This window comes from Methylosinus sp. Ce-a6, from assembly GCF_009811655.1.
GTDB lineage: Bacteria > Pseudomonadota > Alphaproteobacteria > Rhizobiales > Beijerinckiaceae > Methylosinus.
Genome location: NZ_BGJX01000019.1, coordinates 1 through 24,413, shown reverse-complemented (window position 1 = coordinate 24,413; position 24,413 = coordinate 1). Strand labels below are relative to the sequence as shown.

Genomic DNA, 24,413 nt, shown 5'->3' with positions numbered 1-24,413 from the left:
CGACGCTTGACGAAATCGAGAATCGAGATCACCATTTCATCATCGCGTCATGAAGGGGCCGAGGGCCGCGGCGAATACGCCAGCCCCACGGCGGACCGATCGAGCGGGACCTCGAGGGACGGGGCGCGATGGGCGGGCTGGCGTGGCAACGCACGCAGGTCCAAGGTCGAGCGATACATGCGAGAGGAGCATGACGCCACCGGGTCACACCGTTTGACCTCAGCCGAGGTCGATGGCGCGGCGGAGAAATCGAGCGCTGGTTTCCTCGAGCGCCGACATTCGTGACATCCCGACGGGCGGCAAAGCGCGAAGGCCAAGCGCGGCGTCTCCCAAAATTCCAAATCTGGATCTTTCCGGAGATTTCGCATCCCGCGAAACATATCGGCCCCGTCAGCCCTAGCGCTGCGGGGCCTTCTCTTGTCCCGCCACCGAAATCATTTGAAATTCGTCCGCATTTTCGCTAGCGCGTCGCAAGCGGCGCAGCGTCGCGGAGGCGTCGATTTGAAAATCGTCATCGTCGATGAGAGTCCCGTGCGGGCGGCGATCCTCGAGGACGGATTGCGCGAGGCCGGCTTCACCAATGTCGAGCGCATCGGCGAGATGCGCAGCCTGCTCGCCCGCATCTATGCGATCGACCCCGACGTCATCCTCATCGATCTCGCCAATCCGAGCCGCGACATATTGGAGCAGATGTTCCAGGTGAGCCGCGCCGTGCGCCGGCCCGTGGCCATGTTCGTCGATCAGAGCGACACGGCCTCCATTCAGGCCTCGGTCGACGCCGGCGTCTCCGCCTATATCGTCGACGGGCTGAAGAAAGAGCGAATCAAATCGATCCTCGATCTGTGCATATCGCGCTTCAACGCCTTCTCGCATCTGCAGGACGAATTGGCGCGCGCCAAATCGGAGATAGAGGAGCGCAAGACCATCGACCGCGCCAAGGGCCTGCTGATGAAAGCCAAGAACCTCGGCGAGGAGGAGGCCTATCGGCTGATGCGCAGCACGGCCATGCGCGAGAAGAAGAAGATTTTCGAGATCGCCCAGGCGATCATCACCGCCTCGGAGCTGTTCAAATGACCGCGAAGCGCGAACATTTACGCATCGGCTTCATTCCGCTCGCCGACGCCGCCTCGCTCTTCGTCGCCGTCGACAAGGGCTTCGTCGCGCAGGAGGGGCTCGATGTCGAGCTCGTGCAGGAGGTCTCCTGGTCCAATGTGCGCGACAAGCTCAATATCGGCATGTTCGACGCCGCCCATCTTCTGGCGCCCATCGCCGTCGCCTCGAGCCTCGGCGTCGGCCATGTGAAGACGCCGATCGTCGCTCCCTATAATCTCGCCATGAATGGCAACGCCATCACCGTTTCGCCTTCGCTGCGCGAGGCGATGATGGCGCGTCTCGACGGCGACGCGCTCGATCCGCTCGCCACGGCCAGAGCGCTCGCCCGCGTCGTCGCGGATCGCAAGGCCGCCCATGCCGAGCCGCTGACCTTCGGCATGACCTTTCCCTTCTCGGGACATAATTACCAATTGCGCTATTGGATGGCGGCGGGCGGCGTCGATCCCGACGAGGACGTTCGGCTCGTCGTGCTGCCGCCGCCCTATATGGTCGGCAGCCTGGCTCAGGGCCATGTCGACGGCTTTTGCGTCGGCGCGCCGTGGAACTCCGTCGCCGTCGATCTCGGCGTCGGGCATATTCTGCATTTTTCGGTCGAGCTCATCTCGCGCTGCGCCGAGAAATCTCTCGCCATGCGCGAGAGCTTCGCGCAGGATCGCCCCGATGTCGTCGCCGCGCTCCTGCGCGCCCTGCATCAGGCCGCGCGTTTCATCGGCGAGGCCGAGCCGGCGGAGATCGCGGCCATGCTAGCGCGGCCGGGCCGCGTCGGCGTCGACGCCGAAGTGATCCTGCGGACATTGCAGGGACGTCTCAAAGTGTCGCCCGACGGCGCGACGCGGGAGAATCGGCGCTATCTCCTGCTCGGCGAGGAAGGCGCCGAGCGACCCGATCCGACGCAGGCGGCATGGCTCTATGCGCAAATGGCGCGCTGGGGCCAGGCGCCGGCGTCGCCCGCGCTCCTCGACGCCGCCGAGCGCGTGTTCCGCGCCGATATTTTCGACGCCGCTTTGCCCTCCGCCACAGCGCCCGCGCCGCGATCCGGCGATGCGATCGGCGCCTTCTCGGGGCCCTGTTTCGACGATCGCGACCTCGGCGCCTATCTGTCCGGCTTCCCCATTCGCCGCACGCCTTAGCCTGTTTTTTGTCGATCAGGCGCCCTCATATTGAGCAAGGCGCCGGCGCACGCAGCGAAGCTCATAGCCGCGCCCGCGCGGCGCCTCATTGATTATAAACGAACTAATTCGCTTTCGCCGATTGGCGCGCCGCTTGCAATTGTAAACGCGACGATGCGCCCCGCGCGTCTCAGTCCAACGACGGACGAACCAGCAACGCCGCTGTCCCGAGGAGTTCGCGCGAAATGCGCCCTCCTCCAGGGAAGCGGTTTTTTGCGTTTTGCGCCGTCGAAGAAGACGGCGCCGATCGAGCCCCGACCATTGCGCCCGCGAGCGCGAAGAGGACGACGCCGACGATGACCGACGACACAAGCGAAGTGAAAACCCTGTCGCCGACGACGTTCGATCGTCGTGCGTTGCTGCGCGGCGCGGCGGGCGCCGCGGCGAGTTTCGCCGCCATGCGCGCAGCCTTCCCCGGCGGCGCCTTCGCCGAAGGCTCGGGGCCCGAAACCACGAAAGCCATCCTCGGCTATATCGCCCTCGTCGACGCCGCGCCGCTGATCGTCGCCAAGGAGAGAGGCCTCTTCGCCAAGCATGGAATGCCGGACGTCGAGGTCGTGAAGCAGGCCTCCTGGGGCGCGACGCGCGACAATCTCGTGCTCGGCGGCGCCGCCAATGGCATAGACGGCGCGCATATTCTCACGCCCATGCCCTATCTCATCTCGACCGGCAAGGTGACGCAGAACAATGCGCCGACGCCGATGTACATACTCGCGCGCCTCAATCTCGACGCGCAGGGCATTTCCGTCGCCAACGAGTATAAGGATCTGAAAGTCACGACCAACGCCTCCGCGCTGCGCGAGGCTTTCGCGAAGAAGAAAGCCGCGGGCAAAGAGGTGAAGGTCGCCATGACCTTCCCCGGCGGCACGCATGATCTTTGGCTCCGCTATTGGCTCGCCGCCGCAGGAATCGATCCCGATAAGGATGTCTCGACGATCGTGGTGCCGCCGCCGCAGATGGTCGCCAATATGAAGGTCGGCAATATGGACGCCTTTTGCGTCGGCGAGCCCTGGAACGAGCAGCTCGCCAATCAAGGCATAGGCTTTTCCGCCTGCGCGACCGGCGAGATCTGGTCGAAACATCCGGAAAAAGCGCTCGGCCTGCGCGCCGATTGGGTGGACAAGAATCCGCGCGCCGCGCGCGCGCTCACCGCCGCCGTGCTGGAAGCGCAGCAATGGTGCGACAAAATGGAGAATAAAGGCGAGCTCGCCGAGATCGTCGGCAAGCGCCAATGGTTCAACGTGCCTGTCGCCGACATCGTCGGCCGCTTGAAAGGCGATCTCAACTACGGCAATGGCCGCATCGAGAAGGCCACGAAGCAATATATGAAATTCTGGCGCGATTCCGCCTCCTATCCGTTCAAGAGTCACGACGCCTGGTTCGTCACCGAAGACATTCGCTGGGGCAAGCTCGAGCCGACGACGAATATCAAGGCGTTGGTCGACAAGGTGAATCGCGAGGACATTTGGCGCGAGGCGGCGAAATCGATCAACGTCCCCGCGAAAGAGATTCCGATATCGACGTCGCGCGGCAAGGAGACGTTCTTCGACGGCAAGGTCTTCGATCCTGAAAATCCGCAAGCCTATCTGAAGAGCCTATCCATCAAGCGCGCCCAAGTTTGACCGAAGAGGCCGAAATGACGATGCAAATCACCAAGAATGATCTCGTCGACACGACAGTCGCCGACGATCGTTCGATCGACGAGCTCTACGCGCGCCGGCGCGTTCCGCTCGTGGAGAAACATGGCGCGCGCATTCGCGCCTTCTTCGCCGCAATTGTGCCGCCGATGATCGTGCTCGCGATCCTGCTCGGCCTCTGGCAGCTTCTCTGCCTCGCGCCGAGCTCCGCCCTGCCCTCGCCCTCGCGCATATGGAGCGAGGCGAATGATCTCATTCTGCACCCCTTCTTCGTTGCAGGGCCGCAGGATTTGGGACTCGGCTGGCGCGTGCTCACCTCGCTGCAGCGCGTCGCATTCGGCTTCGGCCTCGCGAGCGTCGCCGGCGTGCTGCTCGGCGTCATCGTCGGCCAATCGCAATGGGCGATGCGCGGCCTCGATCCGCTTTTCCAAGTGCTGCGCACCGTGCCGCCGCTCGCCTGGCTGCCGATCTCGCTCGCGGCGTTTCGCGACAGCTATCCTTCGGCGATCTTCGTGATCTTCATCACCTCGATCTGGCCGATCGTCATCAACACCGCCGTCGGCGTGCGCAATATCCCGCAGGACTATCGCAATGTCGCCGCCGTGTTGCGGCTCAATCATTTCGAGTTCTTCTGGAAGATCATGATTCCCTCCGCCGCGCCCTACATCTTCACCGGTCTGCGCATCGGCGTCGGCCTGTCCTGGCTCGCCATTGTCGCCGCGGAGATGCTGACCGGCGGCGTCGGCATCGGCTTCTTCATCTGGGACGCATGGAACTCCTCGCGTCTTCCCGACATATTCGTGGCGCTCGCCTATATCGGCGTGACCGGCTTCGTGCTCGATCGCATCGTCGCCGCGATCGGCGCTCTCGCCACGCGCGGCGCGCAAGCCTCCTGAGAAAGGACTTTCGATGAGCTATCTCCGCATCGATCACGTCGACAAGACTTTCTCGAACGGCGCGCGCGCGACGAAAGTGCTCGAAGCCGTCGATCTCTCGGTCGAGAAGGGACAATATGTCTCGATCATCGGCCATTCGGGTTGCGGCAAATCCACGCTGCTCAACATCGTCGCCGGCCTCGTCGCCGCCAGCGCCGGCGGCATCGTGCTGGAAAATCATCAGGTCGACACGCCCGGGCCGGATCGCGCCGTCGTCTTCCAAAATCATTCGCTGCTGCCCTGGCTCACCGTCTACGACAATGTGCGCCTCGCGGTGGATAAGGTGTTCGCGGGCAAGAAGAGCCGCGCCGAGCGTCATGATTGGACAATGCGCAATCTCGAGCTCGTGCAGATGATCGCGGCCAAGGACAAGCGTCCGAGCGAGATTTCCGGCGGAATGAAGCAGCGTGTCGGCATCGCCCGCGCGCTCGCCATGGAGCCCAAGGTGCTTCTGCTCGACGAGCCCTTCGGCGCGCTCGACGCGCTCACCCGCGCGCATCTGCAAGATCAGGTGATGGCGCTGCATCGCACGCTCGGCAATACGGTGATGATGATCACCCATGACGTCGACGAAGCGGTTCTGCTGTCCGATCGCATCGTGATGATGACCAATGGCCCTCGCGCCACGATCGGCGAGACGCTCGACGTCGCGCTGCCGCGTCCGCGCAACCGGCTGGAGCTCGCATCCGATCCCGTCTATCTCGAATGCCGGCGCCGGGTGCTGCAATTCCTCTATGAGCGGCATCATTATGTCGAAGCGGCCTGAGGCGGCGACGCAATGAGCGAGCCCCTCGTCATCATCGGCAATGGCATGGCCGCCGCGCGCCTCGTCGAGGAGTTGGCGAAGCGCGCGCTCGGCCGCTACGCCATAGCCGTCATCGGCGAGGAGCCGCGCCTCGCCTATAATCGCGTGCTGCTCTCTTCCGTTCTCGCCGGCGAATCCGAAATGGCCGACATAGAGTTGAAGCCGGCGGACTGGTGGCGCGACCGCGGCGTCACGCTTCTCTATGGGCGCAAGGCGCGCTCCGTCGACCTTGCGGAAAAGCGCGTGACGCTCGAGAGCGGCGAGAGCGTCTTCTATTCGAAGCTCGTCTTCGCCACCGGCTCCCGCGCATTGCGCCTGCCCCTGCCCGGCGCCGAGCTTCGCGGCGTCTGCGTGTTTCGCGACGGCGCCGATGTCGACATGCTGAAGCGCATGGCCGCGCAGCGCGAGAGGATCGTGGTCATCGGCGGCGGCCTTCTCGGCCTCGAAGCCGCCTATGGCCTCGGAAAATGCGGCGCCAAAGTCACGCTCGTTCATGTCGCCGATCGGCTGATGGAGCGACAGCTCGACGCGCCCGCCGCGGCGCTGCTGAAACAGCTCATAGAGAGCAAAGGAATAGAGACGCTGCTCGAGGCCAATACGATTCGCATCCTCGGCGATGGCGACGTTCGCGGCGTGGAGCTCGCCGATGGTCGCCGGATCGCGGCGGAGGGCGTCGTCTTCGCAGCGGGAATCGCGCCCAACAGCGAGCTCGCGCGCGACGCCGGAATCGAGACGCAGAGAGGAATCGTCGTCGACGACCAAATGACGACGAATATCGACGACGTCTTCGCGCTCGGCGAATGCGCGCAGCACAGAGGCGTCTGCTACGGCCTCGTCGAGCCCGCCTATGAGCAGGCGCGCGTTCTCGCCGCGCGCCTCAGCGGCGAAGGCGACGTGTATGAAGGCAGCGTCGTCTCCACCAATCTGAAAGTCTCGGGCGTCAGTGTTTTTTCGGCCGGCGATTTTCTCGGGCGCGACGGCGGCGAGACGATCTCCTGGCGGGACCAGGGGCTCGGACTCTACAAGAAGCTCGTCATCGAGAGCGGCCGTCTCCGCGGCGCCGTGCTCGTCGGCGACGCCAGCGCGGCGCTCTGGTATCTCGAGCTCATCCGCTCGCGCGCCGATATTTCACAATGGCGCGACGCGCTCATCTTCGGCCGCGCGCTCTGCGAAAGAAAGGCCGCGTGATGGCCGGCGATTTCACTCCGGAACAAAAGCGCTATCTCGAAGGCTTCGCCTCCGGCTTCAAAGCGTCGCGCGAAACCCGCGGCGCGACGCCGACGAAAGCGACGCCGATCGGCCCGGACGCCATCCATATGGAGGCGCAGGATCGCGCCGTCGCGCACGGCGGCAAGCTCAACGATCAAGAAAAGATCAAGCGCGAACAGCATCCTTTCGACGCCTATGCGCGCCTCGCGGCTCAAGCGAAGCGCAATGAGCCGCCGACGCCGGCCGATAATTTTCGCTGGCGTTATCATGGACTGTTCTATGTCGCGCCGGCGCAATCCTCCTACATGTGCCGCCTGCGCATACCGAATGGAATTCTCACCCATTGGCAATTCGCCGGCCTCGCCGATCTCGCCGATCGTCTCGGCGGCGGCTATCTGCATGTCACCACGCGCGCCAATCTCCAGATTCGCGAGATCGAGCCGAAGAACGCCGTCGCCATGATCGAGGGCGTGCAAAGTCTCGGCCTGTGGACGCGCGGCGCCGGCGCCGACAATATTCGCAACATCACCGGAACGCCGACCGCCGGAATCGATCCCCAAGAGCTCATCGACACGCGTCCGCTCGCGCGCGCGCTGCATTTTCATATTCTCAACGACCGCTCGCTGTCCGGCCTGCCACGCAAATTCAACATCGCTTTCGACGGCGGCGGCCGCATCGCAGTGCTCGAGGATACGAATGACGTCGCCTTTCAGGCCGTGGAAATCGCGGACGGACATGGCCTCGCGCCCGGAATCTATTTCCGTCTCGCGCTCGGCGGAATCACCGGGCATAAAGATCTCGCGCGCGATACGGGCGTCATCGTTTCGCCGGACGAGGCGGTCGATGTCGCGGACGCCATATTGCGCGTCTTCATCGAGACCGGCGACCGCACCGATCGCGCGCAGGCGCGGCTGAAATATGTGCTCGACCGATTGGGCTTCGACAAATTTTTGAGGCTCGTCGAAGAAAGGCTCGGCCGCGTCCTGACGCGCGCGCCCGCAGCGGCTGTGGCGCCTCGACCGAGCTTCGACAGGCTCGCGCATATCGGCGCGCATCGACAAAAGCAGCCGAGCAGAAATTGGCTCGGCGTCGCGCTGAGGCTCGGGCGATCGACGAGCGATGACGTCCATGGCCTCGCGGAAATCGCGCGCGTTTTCGGCGACGGCGACATAAGATTGACCGTTTGGCAGAATCTACTGATATCCGGCGTTCCCGACGCGCGCGTCGAAGAGGCAGTCGCGAGAATCGAAGCGCTCGGCCTTTCGACGAAAGCGTCGCCGATCCGAGCCGGCCTCGTCGCCTGCACCGGCAATGTCGGCTGCCGCTTCGCCGCAGCCGACACCAAGAAACATGCCGACGAGATCGCCGCGCATTGCGAGGAGCGATTCGAAATCGACACGCCGATCAACATACATTTGACCGGCTGCCGTCATTCCTGCGCGCAGCATTACATCGGCGATATCGGCCTCGTCGGCGCGCGCGTCGCGATCAATGACGAGGGCGACACGGTCGAAGGCTATCACATGGTCGTCGGCGGCGGCTTCGGCGCCGAGGGCGCCATCGCCCGCGAACTATTCGAGAATGTCACGGCGCAGGACGCGCCGCGCAAGGTGGAGAGCCTATTGCGCGCCTATCTCGCGCATCGTGCGACAGGCGAAGAGAGTTTCGCCGCCTTCACGCGGCGTCACGACACGGACTCCTTGAGACGATTGATCGCGGAGACGGAAAGGTGACAGAGATCACACGGCCGCAGCAGCTAGAGCTCATCCCGCCCACGGCGCCTTTTTCCGATGAGCAACGCGCCTGGCTCAACGGCTTCTTCGCCGGGCTGATGTCCATGGACGACGCCGGCGTCGTCGCGCTGTCCCCCGCCGAGAATGCGGCGATCGCCGGCGAGTGCGACGACGGCGCCGCGCCTTGGCATGATCCGACGCTGCCGTTGCAGGAACGCATGAAGCTCGCCGACGATCGTCCGCTGCGGCGGCGCATGATGGCCGCAATGGCGCAGCAGGACTGCGGCCAATGCGGCTATGATTGCCACAATTATGCGGAGGCGCTGTTCGCCCGCAAGGAGCAGCGGCTCAATCTCTGCGCGCCCGGCGGCAAGGAGACGGCGCGCATGTTGAAATCGCTCGCGGAGGAGCTGGAGGCCGCGCCGTCCGGCCAGGATGCCAGCCCGAAGGGTCGCGGTGCGATCGCGACTTCGGACCGCGAGCCTTCGGGCTCGCATCCGGCCGTCGCTCCCGGACGCTCGCGCGACAATCCGGTCGAGGCGAAATTTTTGTCGCGGCGGCGGCTGAACAAGCCTTCGTCCGAAAAAGAGACCTGGCACATCGAATTCGATCTTTCGGGCAGCGGACTGGATTATTCGGTCGGCGATTCGCTCGGCGTGTTCGCGCGCAATGATCTCGGCCTCGTCGATCAGATCATCGCCATGATCGGGGCCTCGCCGATGACGCCGGTGAATGGCAAGCCCCTGCGCGACGCCTTGCGTGACGATCGCTCGCTCGCGCCTGCGTCGGATCGGCTCTTCGAGCTCATCTCCTTCGTCACCGGCGGCGAAGCGCGCGCCAAAGCGCGCGCGCTGGCCCAGGGCGAAGACCCGGACAAGGACGCAGCCGATCTCGACGTGCTCGCCGCATTGATGAAATTTTCGGGCGTTCGCCCTCATGCGGAAGCTTTCGTCGAGGCGCTCGATCCCCTGCAGCCGCGCCTCTATTCCATCTCCTCCTCGCCCAAATCCGCGGCGGGGCGCGTGTCGCTCACCGTCGATACGGTGCGCTATGTGATCGGCAAGCGCTTGCGCAAGGGCGTCGCATCGACCTTTCTCGCCGAGCGCATGGAGGCAGGCGCGCCGGCGAGGGTCTATGTGCAGGCTTCGCACGGCTTCTCGCTGCCGGAAGATCCGAACGCGCCGATCATCATGATCGGCCCCGGCACCGGCGTCGCGCCTTTCCGCGCCTTTCTCCACGAGCGCGCGGCGATCGGGGCCAAAGGCCGCAACTGGCTGTTCTTCGGCCATCAGCGCAGCGATTGCGACTTCTTCTATGCGGATGAGCTCAATGCGATGAAATCCTCCGGCCTGCTCACGCGCCTGTCGCTCGCCTGGTCGCGCGACGGCGCGGAGAAATTCTATGTGCAGGACCGAATGCGCGAGGTCGGCCGCGATCTCTTCGCTTGGCTCGCCGATGGCGCGCATCTCTATGTCTGCGGCGACGCCAAGCGCATGGCGAAGGATGTCGAGCGCGCGCTCGTCGATATCGTCGCGCAATATGGCGCGCGCTCCACCGACGAAGCGGTCGCCTTCGTCGCGGAATTGAAGCGGAACGGCCGTTATCGACAGGACGTCTATTGATGCAGAGGTTCGATCCGCGCAGCGCAGCCGTCGCGACCACATGCCCCTATTGTGGCGTCGGCTGCGGCGTGCTGGCGACGCCGGACGGATCGGGCGGCGCGACGATCGCCGGCGACCCGCGGCATCCGGCGAATTTCGGACGTCTGTGCTCCAAAGGCTCGGCGTTGAACGAGACGCTGTCGCTCGAGGGGCGGCTGCTCCACCCGATGCTCCGCGACGGCGCGCAACTGCGTCGCGCCAGTTGGGATGAAGCGCTTTCCGAAGTCGCCAAAGGCTTTCGGCGCGTGATCGACGCGCATGGGCCGCAGGCGGTCGCCTTCTATCTCTCCGGTCAATTGCTGACGGAGGATTATTACGCGGCCAACAAGCTCCTCAAGGGCTTCATCGGCTCGCCCAATGTCGACACCAATTCGCGGCTCTGCATGGCCTCGACGGTCGCCGGCCATAAGCGCGCTTTCGGCGCCGACGTCGTGCCGGGATGCTATGAGGATCTCGACCTCGCCGATCTCATCGTGCTCGTCGGCTCCAATGCGGCCTGGTGTCATCCGATATTGTTCCAGCGCATTCTGCGCAACAAGCAAGAGCGCGGCGCGAAGCTCGTCGTCATCGATCCGCGCCGCACGGCGACGGCGGAAGAGGCCGATCTGTTTCTGCCGATCGCGCCCGGCGGCGATGTCGCGCTGTTTTGCGGCCTGCTCGTCCATCTCGTCGCCAATGGCGCGGTCCGCGACGATTACGTCATGCGCCATACGGAAGGCTTCGCCCAAACGCTCGCCGCCGCGCGCGCCATTGCGCCGACGATCGCCGCCACAGCCGCCGCCGCCGGGCTGCGAGAGGTCGACGTCGCCGCTTTCTTCGAGCTCTTCGCCGCGACGCCGAAAACCGTCACCGCCTTCTCGCAGGGCGTCAATCAATCGGCGCAGGGGACCGACAAGGTCGATGCGATCGTCCATTGTCATCTCGCGACGGGGCGCATCGGCGAGCCGGGAGCCGCGCCCTTCTCGCTCACCGGCCAGCCCAACGCCATGGGCGGGCGCGAGGTCGGCGGACTCGCCAATCAGCTCGCCGCGCATATGGGCTTTTCGGAGGCCGAGGTCGATCGCGTCCGGCGTTTCTGGAACGCGCCGCGCATTGCGACGCGCGAAGGGCTCAAGGCCGTGCAGATGTTCGAGGCGATCGGGCGCGGCGAGATCAAGGCGCTGTGGGTGATGGGGACGAATCCCGCCGTCTCGCTTCCGCAGGCGGACGAAGCGCGCGCCGCGCTCTCGAGGCTCGACCTCTTCGTCGTCTCGGACAATGTTCTTTCGAACGATACGATAAATGCCGGCGCGCATGTGCTGTTGCCGGCGCAGGCCTGGGGCGAGAAATCGGGAACGGTCACCAATTCCGAGCGGCGCATCTCGCGCCAGCGCGCTTTTCTCCCTTCGCCCGGCGAGGCCGAGCCCGATTGGCGCATCGTCGGCGAGGTCGCGGCGCGCATGGGGTTCGGCGAGGCCTTCCGCTTTCGCTCCGCCGCCGATGTGTTTCGCGAGCACGCCGCGCTCTCCGCTTTCGAGAATGACGGCGCGCGCAGCTTCGACATAGGCGGGCTCGCAGAGCTTTCGGGCGAAGCCTATGACGCATTGCGTCCGACATTCTGGCCCATTCGCGCCGGCGAGACGAAGGGTCGCGAGCGCTTTTTCGCGGAGGGGAGCTTTTTCACCGCCGACGGCAAGGCGCGCTTCGTCGCGCCCGAGCGTCCCGCGCTGAAAGCCGCGACATCCGCCGCCTTTCCGTTTCGTCTCAACACCGGGCGCATACGCGACCAGTGGCACACGATGACGCGCACCGGAAAGAGCCCGCGTCTTGCGCGACATCTGCCCTCGCCCTTCGTCGAGATTCATCCGGCGGACGCCGCCGCCGCCGGCCTCGTCGACGGCGGTTTCGCGCGCGTCTCCACGCGCCACGGCGAATGTCTGCTCGCCGTCGCCGTCACCGAGCGCCAGCGGCGCGGCGAACTGTTCGCGCCGATCCATTGGAGCGACGAGACCGCCTCCCTCGCGCGGGTCGGCGCGCTCGTCGCCGCCGTCACCGATCCGCATTCCGGCCAGCCCGAGGCCAAGGCGACGCCGGCTCGCATCGACGCGGTTTCGTTCAAATCGCACGGCTTCCTGCTCTCGCGCGCGGCGCTGCGGCCGCCCTTCGCCGAGCTCGCGACGAAAGTCGCCCTCGCCCACGGCCATGGGCTCTTATTCGCCTCGAACGCCGGGCTCGAGCTGTGGCGCGACTATGTGGCCGCGCTCGGCGATCGCGCTGACGCGGCGGATTATTTCGACGAGGCGCGAGGCGTCTATCGCGCCGCGCGTTTTGCGGAGCAGCGCGTCGATCTGTGCCTCTTCGTCGGACGACAGGATGCGCGCGCCGCTTTCGACCAGGCGACGGCGCTGTTCGAGAAGGAGTGGCTGACGATCGAGGAGCGCAAGGCTCTGCTCTCCGGTCGCGCGGCCGACGGGGCGGAGGAGGATGGCGCGATCGTCTGCGCCTGTTTCGGCGTCGGCGCCAAGGCGATCGACAAGGCCATCGCCAATGGCGCGCGCAGCGTCGCCGAGATCGGCGCGCGGCTTCGCGCCGGCACGAATTGCGGCTCCTGCATTCCGGAGCTGAAGCGCGCCATAGCGGCGGCGCGCGCCTGCTGCGAAGAATAATTCGGCCGTCATCGCGAGCGAAGCGAAGCAATCCTTCAGCCGCAGGGCGGGCTCTGGATTGCTTCGTCGCTCCGCTCCTCGCAATGACGGTCGCGGTTGTTTATTTCATCAGCGCGGCGACGCCCGGCAGCTCCTTGCCCTCGAGCCATTCGAGGAAGGCGCCGCCGGCGGTCGAGAGATAGCTGAACTCCTGCGCCGCATGGGCCTGATTGAGCGCGGCGACCGTATCGCCGCCGCCGGCGACCGAGAGCAGCCTGCCTTCCACCGTCAGCCGCGCGGCCGTCTGCGCGACGGCGTTGGTGCCTTCGTCGAAGGGCGGCAGCTCGAAAGCGCCGAGCGGCCCGTTCCAGACGAGCGTCTTGGCTCTCGCGAGCAGGCTCTCGACATGGGCGATGCTCTTCGGCCCGACGTCGAGGATCATGTCGCTCTCGCCGACATGCTCGATCGCGACGATATGCGAGGGCGCGTGGGCCTCGAATTTCTGCGCCACAGTGGCGTCGACCGGCAGCACGATCTCGCAATTGGACGATGTCGCCTCGGCGAGAATGGCGCGCGCCTTGTCGAGAAGATCATGCTCGCACAGCGATTTGCCGACGGGCTTGCCCTCTGCGGCGAGGAAAGTGTTGGCCATGCCGCCGCCGATGACGAGAATATCGACCTTACGGATCAGATTGCCGAGCAGCTCCAATTTGGTGGAGATTTTCGCGCCGCCGACGATCGCCATGACGGGACGCGCGGGATTCTCCAGCGCCTCGGAAAGAGCCTGCAGCTCCGCCTGCATGGTGCGGCCGGCGTAAGCCGGCAGAAGATGCGCCAGCCCTTCCGTCGAAGCATGAGCGCGATGCGCGGCGGAGAAGGCGTCATTGACATAGACGTCGCCGAGCTTTGCGAGCTCGGCGGCGAAGGCCGGATCGTTCTTCTCCTCGCCCTTGTGAAAGCGCGTGTTCTCGAGCAGCAGAACATCGCCATTCTTCAGTTGCGCGATCGCCGCGCGCGCGACATCGCCGACGCAGTCATCGGCGAAGGCGATTTTGCGCTTCGTCAGCTCCTCGATCGCGCCGACGACGACTTTCAGCGAATCCTCGTCCTTGCGCTCGCCCTTGGGGCGGCCGAAATGGGCGAGAAGGATCACCTTGCCGCCCTTCTTCGAAATATCCTCGATCGTCGGCAGAACGCGCTCGATGCGTGTCTTGTCGGTGACGACGCCATTCTCGGTCGGCACATTGAGGTCCACGCGCAACAGGACGCGCTTTCCTTCGAGGTCTGCGGAGTCGAGCGTTTTGAAGGAGGAGGTCATGTCACCTCTTCAAGAAGTTCATGGCGAAGATCAGAATTCCCGAGCCGAGCGCCCAGGTGGTGAAGACGATGCCGAGAATCGTCCATGTGGCCGGGAGGCCAGAAATTCGCGTGTCTAGGCCTCCGAGCCTACCTTCGAGGCCGACGAAACGGCCATCGATTTTTTCGAACTTGCCATCGAGCTTAGTGACGCCGATCTTGATTTCGATCAGCTCTTTCCCGATGTCCTTGAGCATCGCTTTGACTTCCGACAAGTCGGACTCGAGGCGCGCAACTCGCTGTTCGAGCATGGGATCCTCCGGTCCATCTCCGCTGCCGCCTAATTTATACCTGTTCGAATCGAAAGGAACTATGTCGGCCATCATATCAGTCCACTTTGATCGGCTTGGCGGCATTTTCGAGAATTTTCCAGGCATGTCGCTCGATCATGCCACAACGTCGGCAAACAAGATCGAACACTTTGATGTCGAAGCCTCCATGACCCAAGTCGTGTTTCTGCTTCTCTTTCTGAAACTGGGTTACATAGATTATAGGCCCCGCCAAGAAAAAGCTTTCACTTCCACAACGCAGGCACTTCAGATTCGGAAAGGCATGATCGATGGTTTGCGCCATGTGAACGAGTTCGTCATCGGCCGAGATCGACACCACTCCTTCGTGCTTCTCCGGTTGTTCGCGCTCGTCACCCATCATGAATCTCCATCACCTTCAAATCAATTTTCCGATCGTCGCCGCGACATCGGTCATGCGGCCGGAGAAGCCCCATTCATTGTCGTACCAGGAGAGGATGCGCACGAAGCTTCCGTCGATGACCTTGGTCTGATCGAGATGGAAGGTCGAGGAGCGCGGATCGTGGTTGAAATCGATGGAGACATTCTTGTCGTCGGTGTAGCCGAGAATGCCCTTCAACGGGCCTTCGGCGGCGGCGATCACGGCGGCGTTGATCTCCTCCTTGGTCGTCGCGCGCTTCGCCACGAATGTGAGGTCGACGGCCGAGACATTGGGCGTCGGCACGCGGATCGCGGCGCCGTCGAGCTTGCCTTTCAGCTCCGGCAGCACGAGGCCGACCGCCTTGGCCGCGCCGGTCGAGGTCGGGATCATGGAGAGCGCCGCGGCGCGGGCGCGGTAGAGATCCTTGTGGAACGTGTCCAGCGTCGGCTGGTCGCCCGTATAAGAGTGGATCGTCGTCATGAAGCCGCGCTCTATGCCGATCGCCTCGTTCAGAACCTTGGCGACCGGGGCGAGGCAATTGGTGGTGCAGGAGGCGTTGGAGACGACGAGATGCTCCTTGGTGATCTTGTCCTCATTGACGCCATAGACGACGGTGATGTCGGCGCCCTCGGAGGGAGCGGACACGAGCACGCGCTTCGCGCCGGCGTCGAGCAGCGCTTTCGCCTTGTCGCGCGCGGTGAACAGCCCCGTGCATTCGAGCGCGATGTCGATTCCGAGCTCCTTATAAGGCAGCTCGGCCGGATTCCTGATCGCCGTGACCTTGATCGGCCCATGACCGACGTCGATCGAATCGCCCTCGACCTTCACCTCGCGCGGAAAGCGGCCATGCACGGAATCATAGCGCAGCAGATGAGCGTTGGTCTCGACGGAGCCGAGATCGTTGATCGTCACCACCTCGAGGTCGGCGCGGCCGCTCTCGACGATATAGCGAAGGATATTGCGTCCAATGCGCCCGAATCCGTTGATCGCCACTCTCACGGCCATAGCGGTGCTCCCTTCTCGTCTGCTCTCCCGGGCGGGCTTCCGGCGGCCCATATATCGCCCGCCGGCGGGAGTCGGCCTATTTCGCCGCCGGTTCGTCGCCCGATCCGGCGGCGAGCGCCCGCTCGAATGAGCGGCTTGATAACAGGTCGCGCCCCCCTGTCAACGCGGCCGCCGGTCGCCGCTAGCGCAGCGTCGTCCGCGCGGATTGGGATTTGCGCAATTCATGCTAGGAGAAGACGAATCTAATCACGATCGGTCCGGTTTCCATATGACGCAAGTCTCGAACAGGCTCGATGACGCGCTGCAGCGGCTCTCCGTCGCGCTGGAGCGGCTGGAGGAGACCGTCACGCGCCGCATCGAGGCGGAGCTGTCGCACGCCGACCTCGAGGAAGAGCTCGCCGTCATGCAGGACGACCGCAGCCGCCTCGGCCTCGAGCTCGACGCCGCCCTCGCCCAGAACAGCGCGCTGGAAAAGGCGCGCGACGAGGTGCTGACGCGTCTCGACCGCACGAGCCTCGGCATTCGGGCCGTGCTCGGCGACGACGACCGGACGCAGAGTTCCTAGGCTTTTGTTTTGACGCGTTTCCAGCGCCGAACCGGCGTCCACTTCGGCTGGAAGCGCTCTAGAGGCGACGAATGGCGCATGTGGTGGTGACGATCGCAGGCCGGACCTATCGCATGGCCTGCGAGGACGGCGAGGAAGCGCATCTCGACGAGCTCGCCAAGCTCGTCGAGGTCAAGATTTTGTCGTTGCGCGAGGGGTTCGGCGACATTGGCGAGCAGCGGATCACCGTCATGGCGGCGCTGACCCTCGCCGACGAGGCGTCCGTCGCGCTGCGCAAGCTCCAAGCGGTGGAGGCGGAGCTCGCGGCGCTGCGACAGACGGAAGCGGAGCAGCGCGACGCGGCGACAGCTCTCGAGGAAAAAATCGCCGCGGCGCTCGAGGACGCCTCGGCGCGCGTCGAGCGCCTCTCCCGAGAGCTGCAGTCCGGCGGCGGCGAAACGCCTTCGCTTCCGTGACGAGAAAGCCTCGAGGCGCGCCTCAGCGGCCCCAGGCTTCGAAGCTCGGATCGTGCTTGAGCTTCTCGAGATCGTCGGCCTGCTGCGAGAGCTGGATATGCCGGCGCTCCGCCGCGTCGCGCTCCGCCCCGTCCTTGAGGATGGCGATCTTGAGCTGCTCGGTCGCCTTGCGGGCCAGCGCATTGATCCAGCGGTTGAGATTGGAGACGACGAGATTCTTCTGCGCGAGCTCCCCCTCGCGCCCGACCGCGGCGCCCTTCAGAATGTCGCGCTCCTTGGTCGCCGCGGCGAGCTGCGCATCCAGTTCGGCGATCTTGTCCTGAGCGGTGGCGGCGGCGCGGGCCTTTTCGATCGCGGCGATGCCGTCTTCGAGCCAGGAAATCTGCTGCGCGAGCAGGGAATCCTTGGCGCTGCCGTTGACGTCGAAGGAATTGGGCAGCGGGAAGAAGGGGCTGATCTCCACCGCTCGCGCCGGAGCGGCGGCGAAAGGCGCCGATATCAGGACGGCCAGAGCCAAGGTGGCGAATTTCGACGACATGTTTCTCTCCCATCTGGCGGGCCGTTCTTGTGACGGCGCCCCCCTTTTTTCCGGGGTCGGCCGCCGCCCGCGGACGCGTCAGACTGTGCCATCGACGTAACTATGGCAAGCCTTGCGCCTTGCGCCTTGCGCCTTGCGCCTCGCGCCTTGCGCCTTGCGCCTCGCGCGCCGCCCGGCCCGGCGCGAATGCGAGCGCGAAAAACCGGGACTCGTCTCGACCAGACGGTCGAACATTAGACTTTAGCCGATGCGCTACACATCTGGACGCGAACATGCGATAATGCGGCGTTGTCGAAGCGGATGCGCGATCACGCCGAGGTCGCCGACGCCTTATTTCACTTCCGAAACTCTCATGATTGACGGCTTTTCGACGAGGACCCGCTCCTAAATCTCATAGCGATGGTCGAGACGCGACGAAAAAGGACAAGATTTTCTTCGAAGGCGAAGTCGATGCTCGAACTCGACTGTGACAATTACTCGAACGCGACGATGCGAGGACTTCGGACGCTCCAACACGAGGTGCTGGAGAGCCTGGCCTGCGGCAAGCCATTGCTCGATACGATGAACGAGCTCTGCCGCCGAGCCGAACAGCTCGCGCCCGGCGTCATCTGCTCGATCCTGACGGTCGATCGCGAAGGCCGGCTGCATCCTCTGACGGGCCCGAGCCTGGCCGACGAAGATTCGGCGTCACTCGCAGCCGATTTCGGCGAGCCTGTCGAAGTCAACGACATCGAAAACGACCCGCATTGGGTCGAGTTCAGAGCAAGGGCGCTCCCGCTCGGGCTGCCCGCATGCTGGCGCTCGCCCATTCGCGGCTCGGATGGTCGCGTGATCGGCACATTCGCCATCTATTATCGCTCGCGGCGCGAAGCCGGCGCGCTCGACCGTACGATCGCCTCGACCTGCGTGCATCTGTGCGCCATCGCGCTCGAGCAGGAGGAGCGCGACCAGCGCATTCGACGGCTCGCCTATTTCGACGCCGTCACCGGCGTCGCCAATCGCGCCTCCATGGAGCAATGCGGCGAGGCGGCGATCGCCGCCGCGATCGCGAACGGATTCGGAGCCGCGATTTACGGCATCGACCTCGACAACTTCAAGGAGATCAACGACACGCTCGGGCATCGGGCCGGCGATATTCTGCTCAGATCCGTCGCCGAGCGCATTTCCTCGATTTTGAACGAGGGAGATATCATCGCCCGGATCGGCGGCGACGAATTCGCAGTGGTTCGATCTAACGCCGCCTCCCCCGCGGATGTCCGCGGCTTCGCCATGCGGCTCATGGAGGCGATGGCCGCGCCATTCGACCTCGAGGAGGCGATGGCGACGGTCGGCGTCAGCGTCGGGATCGCGCGCGCGCCGGACGACGGCCACGATCTGCGAACGCTGATGCGAAAGGCGGATTTCGCTTTGTACGACGCCAAATCGAGCGGCCGCGGCCACTTCCGCTTCTTCGATCCGAAAATCGAGTCGCGGGTCGCGGCCAATCGGCGAATTTGGCAGGATTTGAGGCAGGCCGTCGCCAGCGGCGAATTCGAGCTCCATTTCCAGCCGATCGTCGCGCTCGACATCACGCGCGTCTGCGGCTATGAGGCGCTGCTGCGATGGCGGCATCCGCGCGACGGCCTGCGCGCGCCCGAGGACTTTTTCCCCGTCGCCGCCAAGGCGGGACTTTTATACGAGATCGGCGATTGGATCGTGAACGAGGCCTGCGCCTCCGCGGCCGCTCTGCCGCCGGACACGCGCGTCGGCGTCAATGTGTCGCAGGCTCAATTGGAGAGGAGCGGCTTCGCGGGCCGTCTCGCCGAGGCCATCGCCGCGGCCGGTCTGAGCCCCGCACGGATCGAGATAGAGGTCGGAGGATCGGCAGAGCTCGCGGCCGACACAGAAACACTCGACTGTCTGTCGCAGATCCGCGCGCTCGGCGTCTCCGTCGCGTTGGACGATTTCGGCGCGGGCGGCGCGGCGCTCGCCCATCTTTATGCTTTCCCGGTCGATCGCGTCAAAATCAGCCGCCCGCTGATCCGGGACGCGCAGACCCGTCCCCGCGCCGCGACGATCGTGAAGACGATCGTCGGCCTCGCGCGGGATCTCGGCTTGGCGACGACGGCGGAGGGCGTCGAAACGGACGCGCAGCTGCGAATGCTGCGCCAATTCGGCTGCGACGAAATCCAGGGCTTCGTCATCAGCCCGCCGCGACCATTGAGCTCCTTTCTCGAACACGCGGAAAAGGCGCATCCGCCGTCGTCGCGCGCCTGATCGGAGGAGCCCGATCCGAGACATTCTTCGCGCGTCGCGGCGAATGCGAAGCTGCCGGCGACACGCCGGCTCGACGCGGCCGAGCCGCTGGCCGCGAGCGCGCTACATTCGGGCGATAACGCCCTCACGAGAGAGAGATGTTCTGCGGCGGCCGCGAGGCTTTTCGGGACATTTTCGCGAAAATCGGGTTTGCTCGGCGGCGCGTCGGAGTTTGGATTATGCATGGCAGAAAGCGCGATTCGCTTTCCGAGGAGCAGGATGTCATCGACCTGGAGACGCTCGGCGCCTCGATCCGCGCGGATCAGGCGCAGATGCTCGCCGAGGGGCGCTTCGTTCTCGTCTTCAACGCGACCAACGCGGCGATCGTCGCGGGCGTTTTCCATCAATTCTATCCCGACGCGCTGATCGCCGGCTGGCTCTGCGCCTTCGTCGTCATAGTGGCGGCGCGCATCGCTCACGCCCGCTCCTTTCGCGCTCTCGAGGCTTCCCCGGACGAGGTGCGGCGCTTTCTGTCGGTCTGGACGCTCGGCTCCGCCGTCACGGGCGCCCTGTGGGGAGCCGCGTCCTCGGCCCTGTGGCTGACCTCCGACACGAGCTACCAAGCCTTTCTGGTTTTTACGGCGGGCGGCATGGCGGCCGGCGCCGTCATGACCAATTCGTCCTATCTGCCGGCGATGTTCGGCTTCATCGCGCCGAATGTCGCGCCCGCGATCTTCGCCCTCTTCGCGCGGCCGGAGCCGACTTCCACGGCGATGGGCGCGCTGCTCTCGGCATTCACCGTCGCTCTGGTCGTTCTGGGCCTGCGCGGAAACGGATGGCTCGTTTCGGTGTCGCGGCGCACGCTTCTGCAGGAGGCGCTGTCGGCGGCGCTCCACCAGCGCAACGCGCTGCTGCATGCGGTCTCGACCGCGGCCACCGAGCTGACCAGGGCGGCCCCCGGCGCGACGGCTGTCCCGGACCTTCTGGAGTCGGTCGGCGAGGCGATCGCCGCCGATCGCATTCTCGTCTTCGAGTCCGGATCGGAGTTGACGGGCCCCCCTTCCCCTCTCCATCTCTGGCGGAGGCCCGGCTCTGCGCTCGCCTCGGATACGGTCGAAGCCGCCAAGGTTCGCAACGCATTTCTGTCCGATCCGCTGCTCGCCGCTCTGAGAGAGCGCCGGCCGGTGACGGCGGCGACGCGAATGCTCGGTCCGGGGCCGGCCAAGGATTTCTTCGAGCGAGCCGGCGTGCGCTCGGTCCTGTTCGCGCCCATCGTCGTCGACGACTCCGCATGGGGATGGATCGAGATCGAGGATTGCCGGACGGAGCGTCTCTGGAAGGCCGCGGAAATCGACGCCTTGCGAATTGTCGGGGACATCATCAGCGGCTCGATCTCGCGTCAGCGCTATATCGATCGGCTCCGCGACGCCAATGAAGTGGTCGAGCGCAGTCCAACTCTCCTGTTCCGTCTGCGCATGGACGGCCGCGCGCCGCGCCTCGTCTATGTATCCCACAATATCGCGCTGTTCGGCTATGATCCCTGGGAGCTGACCGATCCCGCGAGCAAGCTCGCCGATTGCGTTCATCCGGACGATCTCGAGAAGGTCGGCGCCTCCTTGGCGCGGGCGGCGGCGAATGGCGGCCGCAATGGCATGGTCGAATTCCGCTTTCGACGGCGCGACGGCGAATATAGATGGCTCGACGCCCGCTACGCCGCGCGCGACGGCTCCGGCCGATCGCAATTGATCGAGGGCGTGGCGCTCGACGTGACCGAGCGCAAGGAGATCGCCGACAAGATCGCGCTCCTCGCGCAGACGGACGCATTGACCGGCCTCGCCAATCGCCGCAGCTTCATCGACGCGCTCCTGCGCGCCTTCTCGACCGCCAGGGCCGGCGGCGAGCCTTTCGCGCTGCTCTACATCGATGTGGACCGCTTCAAGGACGTCAACGACCGGCTGGGCCATGCGAGCGGCGACAGCCTGCTCGAATCGCTCGCCCAGCGGCTCAAGGAGCGTTGTCGCGCCGGCGACGTCGTCGCGCGCCTCGGCGGCGACGAATTCGCCATTCTCCAATCCAAGGCGCGCGACGCCGCCAGCGCCGCCGCCATGGCCTCGAAAATCTGCGCCTTCTCGGCGGCTCCCTATGCTCTCCCCGGCGGCGAGCTGCGCGCCACGGTCAGCGTCGGCGTCGCCTTGTTCGCCGCCGAGATCGAGGGGCCGGATGCGATGCTGGCGCGCGCCGACCACGCGCTCTATCGCGCCAAGGAGAGCGGCCGCAATCGATACGTCCTCTTCTCCGACGCCGACGCGCCGGAGCCGGCGGATGATGTCTCCGTTTGAAATCATGACGGATCGCCGTTTCGCTGTCATGATAGCGGCGGAGCCGAAAAAGTATCGAAAAAACAATACTCGAAAGGTGATTTCATGCCTACGAAGATCGCTTCATGGGCCTTTGTGCTCGCTGTCCCCGACCTCGAAAAGAGCGCCGCCTATTTCCGCGATGTGCTCGGCTTCGACCTGCTCTGGGCGGAGGCCACGGATTGGAGACTGGTCCAGCGTGACGGCGTGCGAGTCATGTTGGGTCATTGTCCGACCGACATGCCGCGGGCGGCGCTCGGCTCCCATAGCTTGTTCGGCTATATCGGCGTGAACGATGTCGATGCGATCCACGCCGAGCTCGGCGCGCGCGGCGCGGTTTGCACGCCGCCGGCCGATCGTCCCTATGGGATGCGCGAGATCGTCGTCACGACCATCGACGGCCATCGCATCCTGTTCGGGCAAGACTTGTCTGCGAGCGCGGGCTGACGTCGTGAAGAAGTTGGATGGCGGCTGAGCGCCGGGAGGGGACGTTCGCCTGGTTCCATATTGGAGCTTATGCGAAGGGGCAGGCAGGACGCTACGTTTCGATTTAGTCGCTCTCGTCGGCATCATCCTTTGCATTCAAATTCTGGCGCAGTGCTAACATCACCCGGTGAGCGGTCTCGATGTCTTTGACCGCCAGGCCCTCCGCAAGACTGTTGCTCCAAGGAGCCTGAACGCGCATCGCCTCGTCGAAGGTCTGCTTTCCCTTTTTTGTCAGGACAACAAGCTGCGCCTTTCGGTGATGCGGGTTGGCTTCAAAACCGACTAAGCCTTCCTTGGCGAGGTCGTTGATGATGCGCTGCACGTTTTGGCGATGCGCGCCGAGGTTTCGGGCAAGCCACGCGACGGGCTGCGGGTAATCGGCGGAGACAATCGCGCCGAGGATTTGCCAGCGCGCACTCGTTAGTCCGAGCGGCGCGACCAGCCGATCCCCTGCGGACAAAAGCTGATTGTTCAGCCTGAAAAGGTCGAGAACGAGGTCGGTCACAGCATCACCGCCGGGCGTTCGTTTCGGTTGGGGCATTTCGCACCATAGTTAGATATTGACATCATAGTGTCAATGTAGATATGACATCATGGTGCCATATCGGCACTGACCATTCAAATGAATGGAGCCGTCATGTCGCTGTTGCGTCCTCTCGACCCAAGCTTCCCGATTGAGCGTCAGCTCGGAATCGAAACCGGTCCGGTCGTTCTGGTGAACATCTTCACGTTCGATAAGGCTGACGAACCCGGTTTCCTCAAAATCTGGCAGGATGATGCGGCGTTTATGAAACGTCAGCCGGGCTTCATCTCGACCCAGTTGCATCGCGCTCTTGGCGAGAGTCCGACCTATTTGAATTATGCCGTTTGGGAATCGAACGCTGCATTCCGCGCTGCATTTTCCAACCCCGACTTCCAAGCGAAGCTCTCGGCCTATCCTTCGTCCGCCGTCGCATCCCCGCACCTTTTCCAAAAGGTCGCGGTGCCAGATATCTGCGTCGCCTGACGGTCGCGCTTCAAAGGGGGGAAGCTATGCTCAAGATGGTTCATCCCGTCGCAGGCGCAGTCGCATTGCTGACGATTTTGACCTTTTGGCTTTCGACGCTCTTTGCCGAACTCTTTGGCTCCGAGGCGATTGTCGTCAGCGTCAAGACCTCCATCCCATGGGGATTTTTTGTGCTCATTCCGGCGCTGATGACGACCGGCGGCACAGGCTTCGTGCTGTCGAAAGGAAGCCGCGCCGGTGTGATCGGCGCGAAGCTCAAACGCATGCCGTTCATCGCCGCTAACGGCCTCCTTGTGCTCATTCCCGCCGCACTTTTTCTCGCCTCCAAGGCGCGCGCAGGCGAATTCGACACGGCGTTTTATGCGGTGCAGGCGTTCGAACTCCTTGCCGGTGCGACGAACATCACACTGCTTGCCCTCAATATGCGTGACGGCCTGCGCTTGAAGGGGCGTCTTCGTCGTGCGCCAGCATGAGTCCCAAGAACTGATTCTCGAGGCGGAAGGCCGAACGGCCTTCCGCCTTTTTCTGGCGCGCCCCTGAATTTCCAATCGGTTACTGCGTGCAAAAGATAGGTGCGAAAGTCGAGCGTTATTCTCAGTGAAGACGGAGACCTCAGTGAATGACCGCTCTGGGTCAGAAGCCGAATCTCACTGTCGGGCCCTTGACGCGTCATGAAAATATTCCTATCTTCACCTTCGCTCCCGCCGACGCAAGGGCGCGTTCCTCGGGTCGTGGAACGCGGGCGGGGGCCGGCTCCATCCGGGACGGCGACCCCCGTCCCTGGACAGGCGGCGCGTCGCCGGACCGGCGTTTCTCTCCCGTCCATAGGGAGAGCGAGAGCCGTTCCGTGATCCC

The 24,413-nt window shown here is 64.5% G+C and carries 22 protein-coding genes; 16 read left to right on the top strand and 6 right to left on the bottom strand.

Annotated elements, in window-relative coordinates:
* Positions 1-501: 501 nt before the first annotated feature.
* The 9 genes from Mspo_RS12850 (at position 502) to Mspo_RS12810 (ending at position 12,907) form a co-directional block, all read left to right on the top strand.
* Complete coding sequence (locus Mspo_RS12850) at positions 502-1,074, top strand: ANTAR domain-containing response regulator (RefSeq protein ID WP_159730330.1); 573 nt, start codon at positions 502-504, stop codon at positions 1,072-1,074.
* Positions 1,071-2,243, top strand: a complete 1,173-nt coding sequence (locus tag Mspo_RS12845) for a CmpA/NrtA family ABC transporter substrate-binding protein (protein ID WP_159730328.1) — start codon at positions 1,071-1,073, stop codon at positions 2,241-2,243. Before Mspo_RS12850 ends, Mspo_RS12845 begins: the two co-directional genes overlap by 4 nt.
* Before the next feature lie 335 nt (positions 2,244-2,578).
* Entirely contained in the window at positions 2,579-3,904 is a 1,326-nt protein-coding gene (locus Mspo_RS12840; protein ID WP_159730326.1) for a CmpA/NrtA family ABC transporter substrate-binding protein, read from the top strand.
* A 14-nt stretch (positions 3,905-3,918) separates the two neighbouring features.
* A complete protein-coding gene (gene ntrB, locus Mspo_RS12835; protein WP_159730324.1) occupies positions 3,919-4,815 on the top strand; it encodes a nitrate ABC transporter permease in 897 nt (298 codons plus the stop codon).
* A 13-nt stretch (positions 4,816-4,828) separates the two neighbouring features.
* Positions 4,829-5,620 carry an ABC transporter ATP-binding protein gene (locus tag Mspo_RS12830; RefSeq protein ID WP_159730322.1) on the top strand — a complete coding sequence of 264 codons (792 nt, stop codon included), beginning with the start codon at positions 4,829-4,831 and terminating at the stop codon, positions 5,618-5,620.
* Positions 5,621-5,632: 12 nt separating this feature from the next.
* Positions 5,633-6,847 carry an NAD(P)/FAD-dependent oxidoreductase gene (locus Mspo_RS12825; RefSeq protein WP_159730320.1) on the top strand — a complete coding sequence of 405 codons (1,215 nt, stop codon included), beginning with the start codon at positions 5,633-5,635 and terminating at the stop codon, positions 6,845-6,847.
* A complete protein-coding gene (locus tag Mspo_RS12820; RefSeq protein ID WP_159730318.1) occupies positions 6,847-8,601 on the top strand; it encodes a NirA family protein in 1,755 nt (584 codons plus the stop codon). The genes Mspo_RS12825 and Mspo_RS12820 overlap by 1 nt, the downstream gene beginning before the upstream one ends.
* Positions 8,598-10,223: a sulfite reductase subunit alpha gene (locus tag Mspo_RS12815; protein WP_159730316.1), complete on the top strand. Its 1,626-nt coding sequence runs from the start codon at positions 8,598-8,600 to the stop codon at positions 10,221-10,223. Before Mspo_RS12820 ends, Mspo_RS12815 begins: the two co-directional genes overlap by 4 nt.
* Positions 10,223-12,907: a nitrate reductase gene (locus Mspo_RS12810; protein WP_159730314.1), complete on the top strand. Its 2,685-nt coding sequence runs from the start codon at positions 10,223-10,225 to the stop codon at positions 12,905-12,907. Before Mspo_RS12815 ends, Mspo_RS12810 begins: the two co-directional genes overlap by 1 nt.
* Positions 12,908-13,007: 100 nt before the next feature.
* On the opposite strand, the gene pgk is transcribed toward Mspo_RS12810, so the two are convergent.
* Genes pgk through gap form a run of 4 tightly spaced genes read right to left on the bottom strand, consistent with a single transcriptional unit; the run spans position 13,008 to position 15,916 of the window.
* Positions 13,008-14,204, bottom strand: coding sequence for a phosphoglycerate kinase (gene pgk / locus Mspo_RS12805; protein ID WP_159730312.1), 1,197 nt, complete (start codon positions 14,202-14,204; stop codon positions 13,008-13,010).
* Position 14,205: 1 nt separating this feature from the next.
* Positions 14,206-14,565 (bottom strand): hypothetical protein, encoded by a 360-nt coding sequence (locus tag Mspo_RS12800; protein ID WP_244613429.1) that lies wholly within the window; start codon positions 14,563-14,565, stop codon positions 14,206-14,208.
* 4 nt (positions 14,566-14,569) lie between these two features.
* Positions 14,570-14,890 carry a hypothetical protein gene (locus tag Mspo_RS12795; RefSeq protein WP_159730310.1) on the bottom strand — a complete coding sequence of 107 codons (321 nt, stop codon included), beginning with the start codon at positions 14,888-14,890 and terminating at the stop codon, positions 14,570-14,572.
* Between the two features lie 18 nt (positions 14,891-14,908).
* Entirely contained in the window at positions 14,909-15,916 is a 1,008-nt protein-coding gene (gene gap / locus Mspo_RS12790; protein ID WP_159730308.1) for a type I glyceraldehyde-3-phosphate dehydrogenase, read from the bottom strand.
* 268 nt (positions 15,917-16,184) lie between these two features.
* On the opposite strand from gap, the gene Mspo_RS12785 reads away from it, so the two are divergent.
* Both Mspo_RS12785 and Mspo_RS12780 read left to right on the top strand, forming a co-directional pair.
* The gene (locus Mspo_RS12785; RefSeq protein ID WP_159730306.1) at positions 16,185-16,481 is read left to right on the top strand and encodes a DUF4164 family protein; all 297 of its coding nucleotides are present in this window, start codon (positions 16,185-16,187) and stop codon (positions 16,479-16,481) included.
* 71 nt (positions 16,482-16,552) lie between these two features.
* Entirely contained in the window at positions 16,553-16,936 is a 384-nt protein-coding gene (locus Mspo_RS12780) for a cell division protein ZapA (protein ID WP_159730304.1), read from the top strand.
* 22 nt (positions 16,937-16,958) lie between these two features.
* On the opposite strand, the gene Mspo_RS12775 is transcribed toward Mspo_RS12780, so the two are convergent.
* Positions 16,959-17,474 carry a hypothetical protein gene (locus Mspo_RS12775; RefSeq protein ID WP_244613428.1) on the bottom strand — a complete coding sequence of 172 codons (516 nt, stop codon included), beginning with the start codon at positions 17,472-17,474 and terminating at the stop codon, positions 16,959-16,961.
* A gap of 450 nt (positions 17,475-17,924) precedes the next feature.
* On the opposite strand from Mspo_RS12775, the gene Mspo_RS12770 reads away from it, so the two are divergent.
* From Mspo_RS12770 to Mspo_RS12760, 3 genes are all read left to right on the top strand, one after another.
* On the top strand, positions 17,925-19,730 hold the full coding sequence (locus Mspo_RS12770; protein ID WP_244613427.1) for a bifunctional diguanylate cyclase/phosphodiesterase: 1,806 nt from the start codon (positions 17,925-17,927) through the stop codon (positions 19,728-19,730).
* 218 nt (positions 19,731-19,948) lie between these two features.
* The gene (locus Mspo_RS12765) at positions 19,949-22,048 is read left to right on the top strand and encodes a sensor domain-containing diguanylate cyclase (protein ID WP_159730303.1); all 2,100 of its coding nucleotides are present in this window, start codon (positions 19,949-19,951) and stop codon (positions 22,046-22,048) included.
* An 84-nt stretch (positions 22,049-22,132) separates the two neighbouring features.
* Positions 22,133-22,513, top strand: coding sequence for a VOC family protein (locus Mspo_RS12760; protein WP_159730302.1), 381 nt, complete (start codon positions 22,133-22,135; stop codon positions 22,511-22,513).
* Positions 22,514-22,616: 103 nt separating this feature from the next.
* On the opposite strand, the gene Mspo_RS12755 is transcribed toward Mspo_RS12760, so the two are convergent.
* Positions 22,617-23,093: a MarR family winged helix-turn-helix transcriptional regulator gene (locus Mspo_RS12755; RefSeq protein WP_159730301.1), complete on the bottom strand. Its 477-nt coding sequence runs from the start codon at positions 23,091-23,093 to the stop codon at positions 22,617-22,619.
* A 96-nt stretch (positions 23,094-23,189) separates the two neighbouring features.
* Between Mspo_RS12755 and Mspo_RS12750 the strand changes: the two genes are divergently transcribed.
* Entirely contained in the window at positions 23,190-23,558 is a 369-nt protein-coding gene (locus tag Mspo_RS12750; protein ID WP_159730300.1) for an antibiotic biosynthesis monooxygenase, read from the top strand.
* A 26-nt stretch (positions 23,559-23,584) separates the two neighbouring features.
* The gene (locus Mspo_RS12745) at positions 23,585-24,031 is read left to right on the top strand and encodes a hypothetical protein (protein ID WP_159730299.1); all 447 of its coding nucleotides are present in this window, start codon (positions 23,585-23,587) and stop codon (positions 24,029-24,031) included.
* The last annotated feature ends 382 nt before the right edge of the window (positions 24,032-24,413 follow it).

Excerpts from the sequence above, each read along its gene's own strand:
- Mspo_RS12845 (WP_159730328.1), top strand. The coding sequence starts at position 1,071 with ATGACCGCGAAGCGCGAACATTTACGCATCGGCTTCATTCCGCTCGCC.
- Mspo_RS12840 (WP_159730326.1), top strand. The coding sequence starts at position 2,579 with ATGACCGACGACACAAGCGAAGTGAAAACCCTGTCGCCGACGACGTTC.
- ntrB (WP_159730324.1), top strand. The coding sequence starts at position 3,919 with ATGACGATGCAAATCACCAAGAATGATCTCGTCGACACGACAGTCGCC.
- Mspo_RS12830 (WP_159730322.1), top strand. The coding sequence starts at position 4,829 with ATGAGCTATCTCCGCATCGATCACGTCGACAAGACTTTCTCGAACGGC.
- Mspo_RS12825 (WP_159730320.1), top strand. The coding sequence starts at position 5,633 with ATGAGCGAGCCCCTCGTCATCATCGGCAATGGCATGGCCGCCGCGCGC.
- Mspo_RS12820 (WP_159730318.1), top strand. The coding sequence starts at position 6,847 with ATGGCCGGCGATTTCACTCCGGAACAAAAGCGCTATCTCGAAGGCTTC.
- Mspo_RS12810 (WP_159730314.1), top strand. The coding sequence starts at position 10,223 with ATGCAGAGGTTCGATCCGCGCAGCGCAGCCGTCGCGACCACATGCCCC.
- pgk (WP_159730312.1), bottom strand. The coding sequence starts at position 14,204 with ATGACCTCCTCCTTCAAAACGCTCGACTCCGCAGACCTCGAAGGAAAG.
- Mspo_RS12800 (WP_244613429.1), bottom strand. The coding sequence starts at position 14,565 with ATGGCCGACATAGTTCCTTTCGATTCGAACAGGTATAAATTAGGCGGC.
- Mspo_RS12795 (WP_159730310.1), bottom strand. The coding sequence starts at position 14,890 with ATGGGTGACGAGCGCGAACAACCGGAGAAGCACGAAGGAGTGGTGTCG.
- gap (WP_159730308.1), bottom strand. The coding sequence starts at position 15,916 with ATGGCCGTGAGAGTGGCGATCAACGGATTCGGGCGCATTGGACGCAAT.
- Mspo_RS12785 (WP_159730306.1), top strand. The coding sequence starts at position 16,185 with ATGACGCAAGTCTCGAACAGGCTCGATGACGCGCTGCAGCGGCTCTCC.
- Mspo_RS12780 (WP_159730304.1), top strand. The coding sequence starts at position 16,553 with ATGGCGCATGTGGTGGTGACGATCGCAGGCCGGACCTATCGCATGGCC.
- Mspo_RS12775 (WP_244613428.1), bottom strand. The coding sequence starts at position 17,474 with ATGTCGTCGAAATTCGCCACCTTGGCTCTGGCCGTCCTGATATCGGCG.
- Mspo_RS12770 (WP_244613427.1), top strand. The coding sequence starts at position 17,925 with ATGCTCGAACTCGACTGTGACAATTACTCGAACGCGACGATGCGAGGA.
- Mspo_RS12765 (WP_159730303.1), top strand. The coding sequence starts at position 19,949 with ATGCATGGCAGAAAGCGCGATTCGCTTTCCGAGGAGCAGGATGTCATC.
- Mspo_RS12760 (WP_159730302.1), top strand. The coding sequence starts at position 22,133 with ATGCCTACGAAGATCGCTTCATGGGCCTTTGTGCTCGCTGTCCCCGAC.
- Mspo_RS12755 (WP_159730301.1), bottom strand. The coding sequence starts at position 23,093 with ATGCCCCAACCGAAACGAACGCCCGGCGGTGATGCTGTGACCGACCTC.
- Mspo_RS12750 (WP_159730300.1), top strand. The coding sequence starts at position 23,190 with ATGTCGCTGTTGCGTCCTCTCGACCCAAGCTTCCCGATTGAGCGTCAG.
- Mspo_RS12745 (WP_159730299.1), top strand. The coding sequence starts at position 23,585 with ATGCTCAAGATGGTTCATCCCGTCGCAGGCGCAGTCGCATTGCTGACG.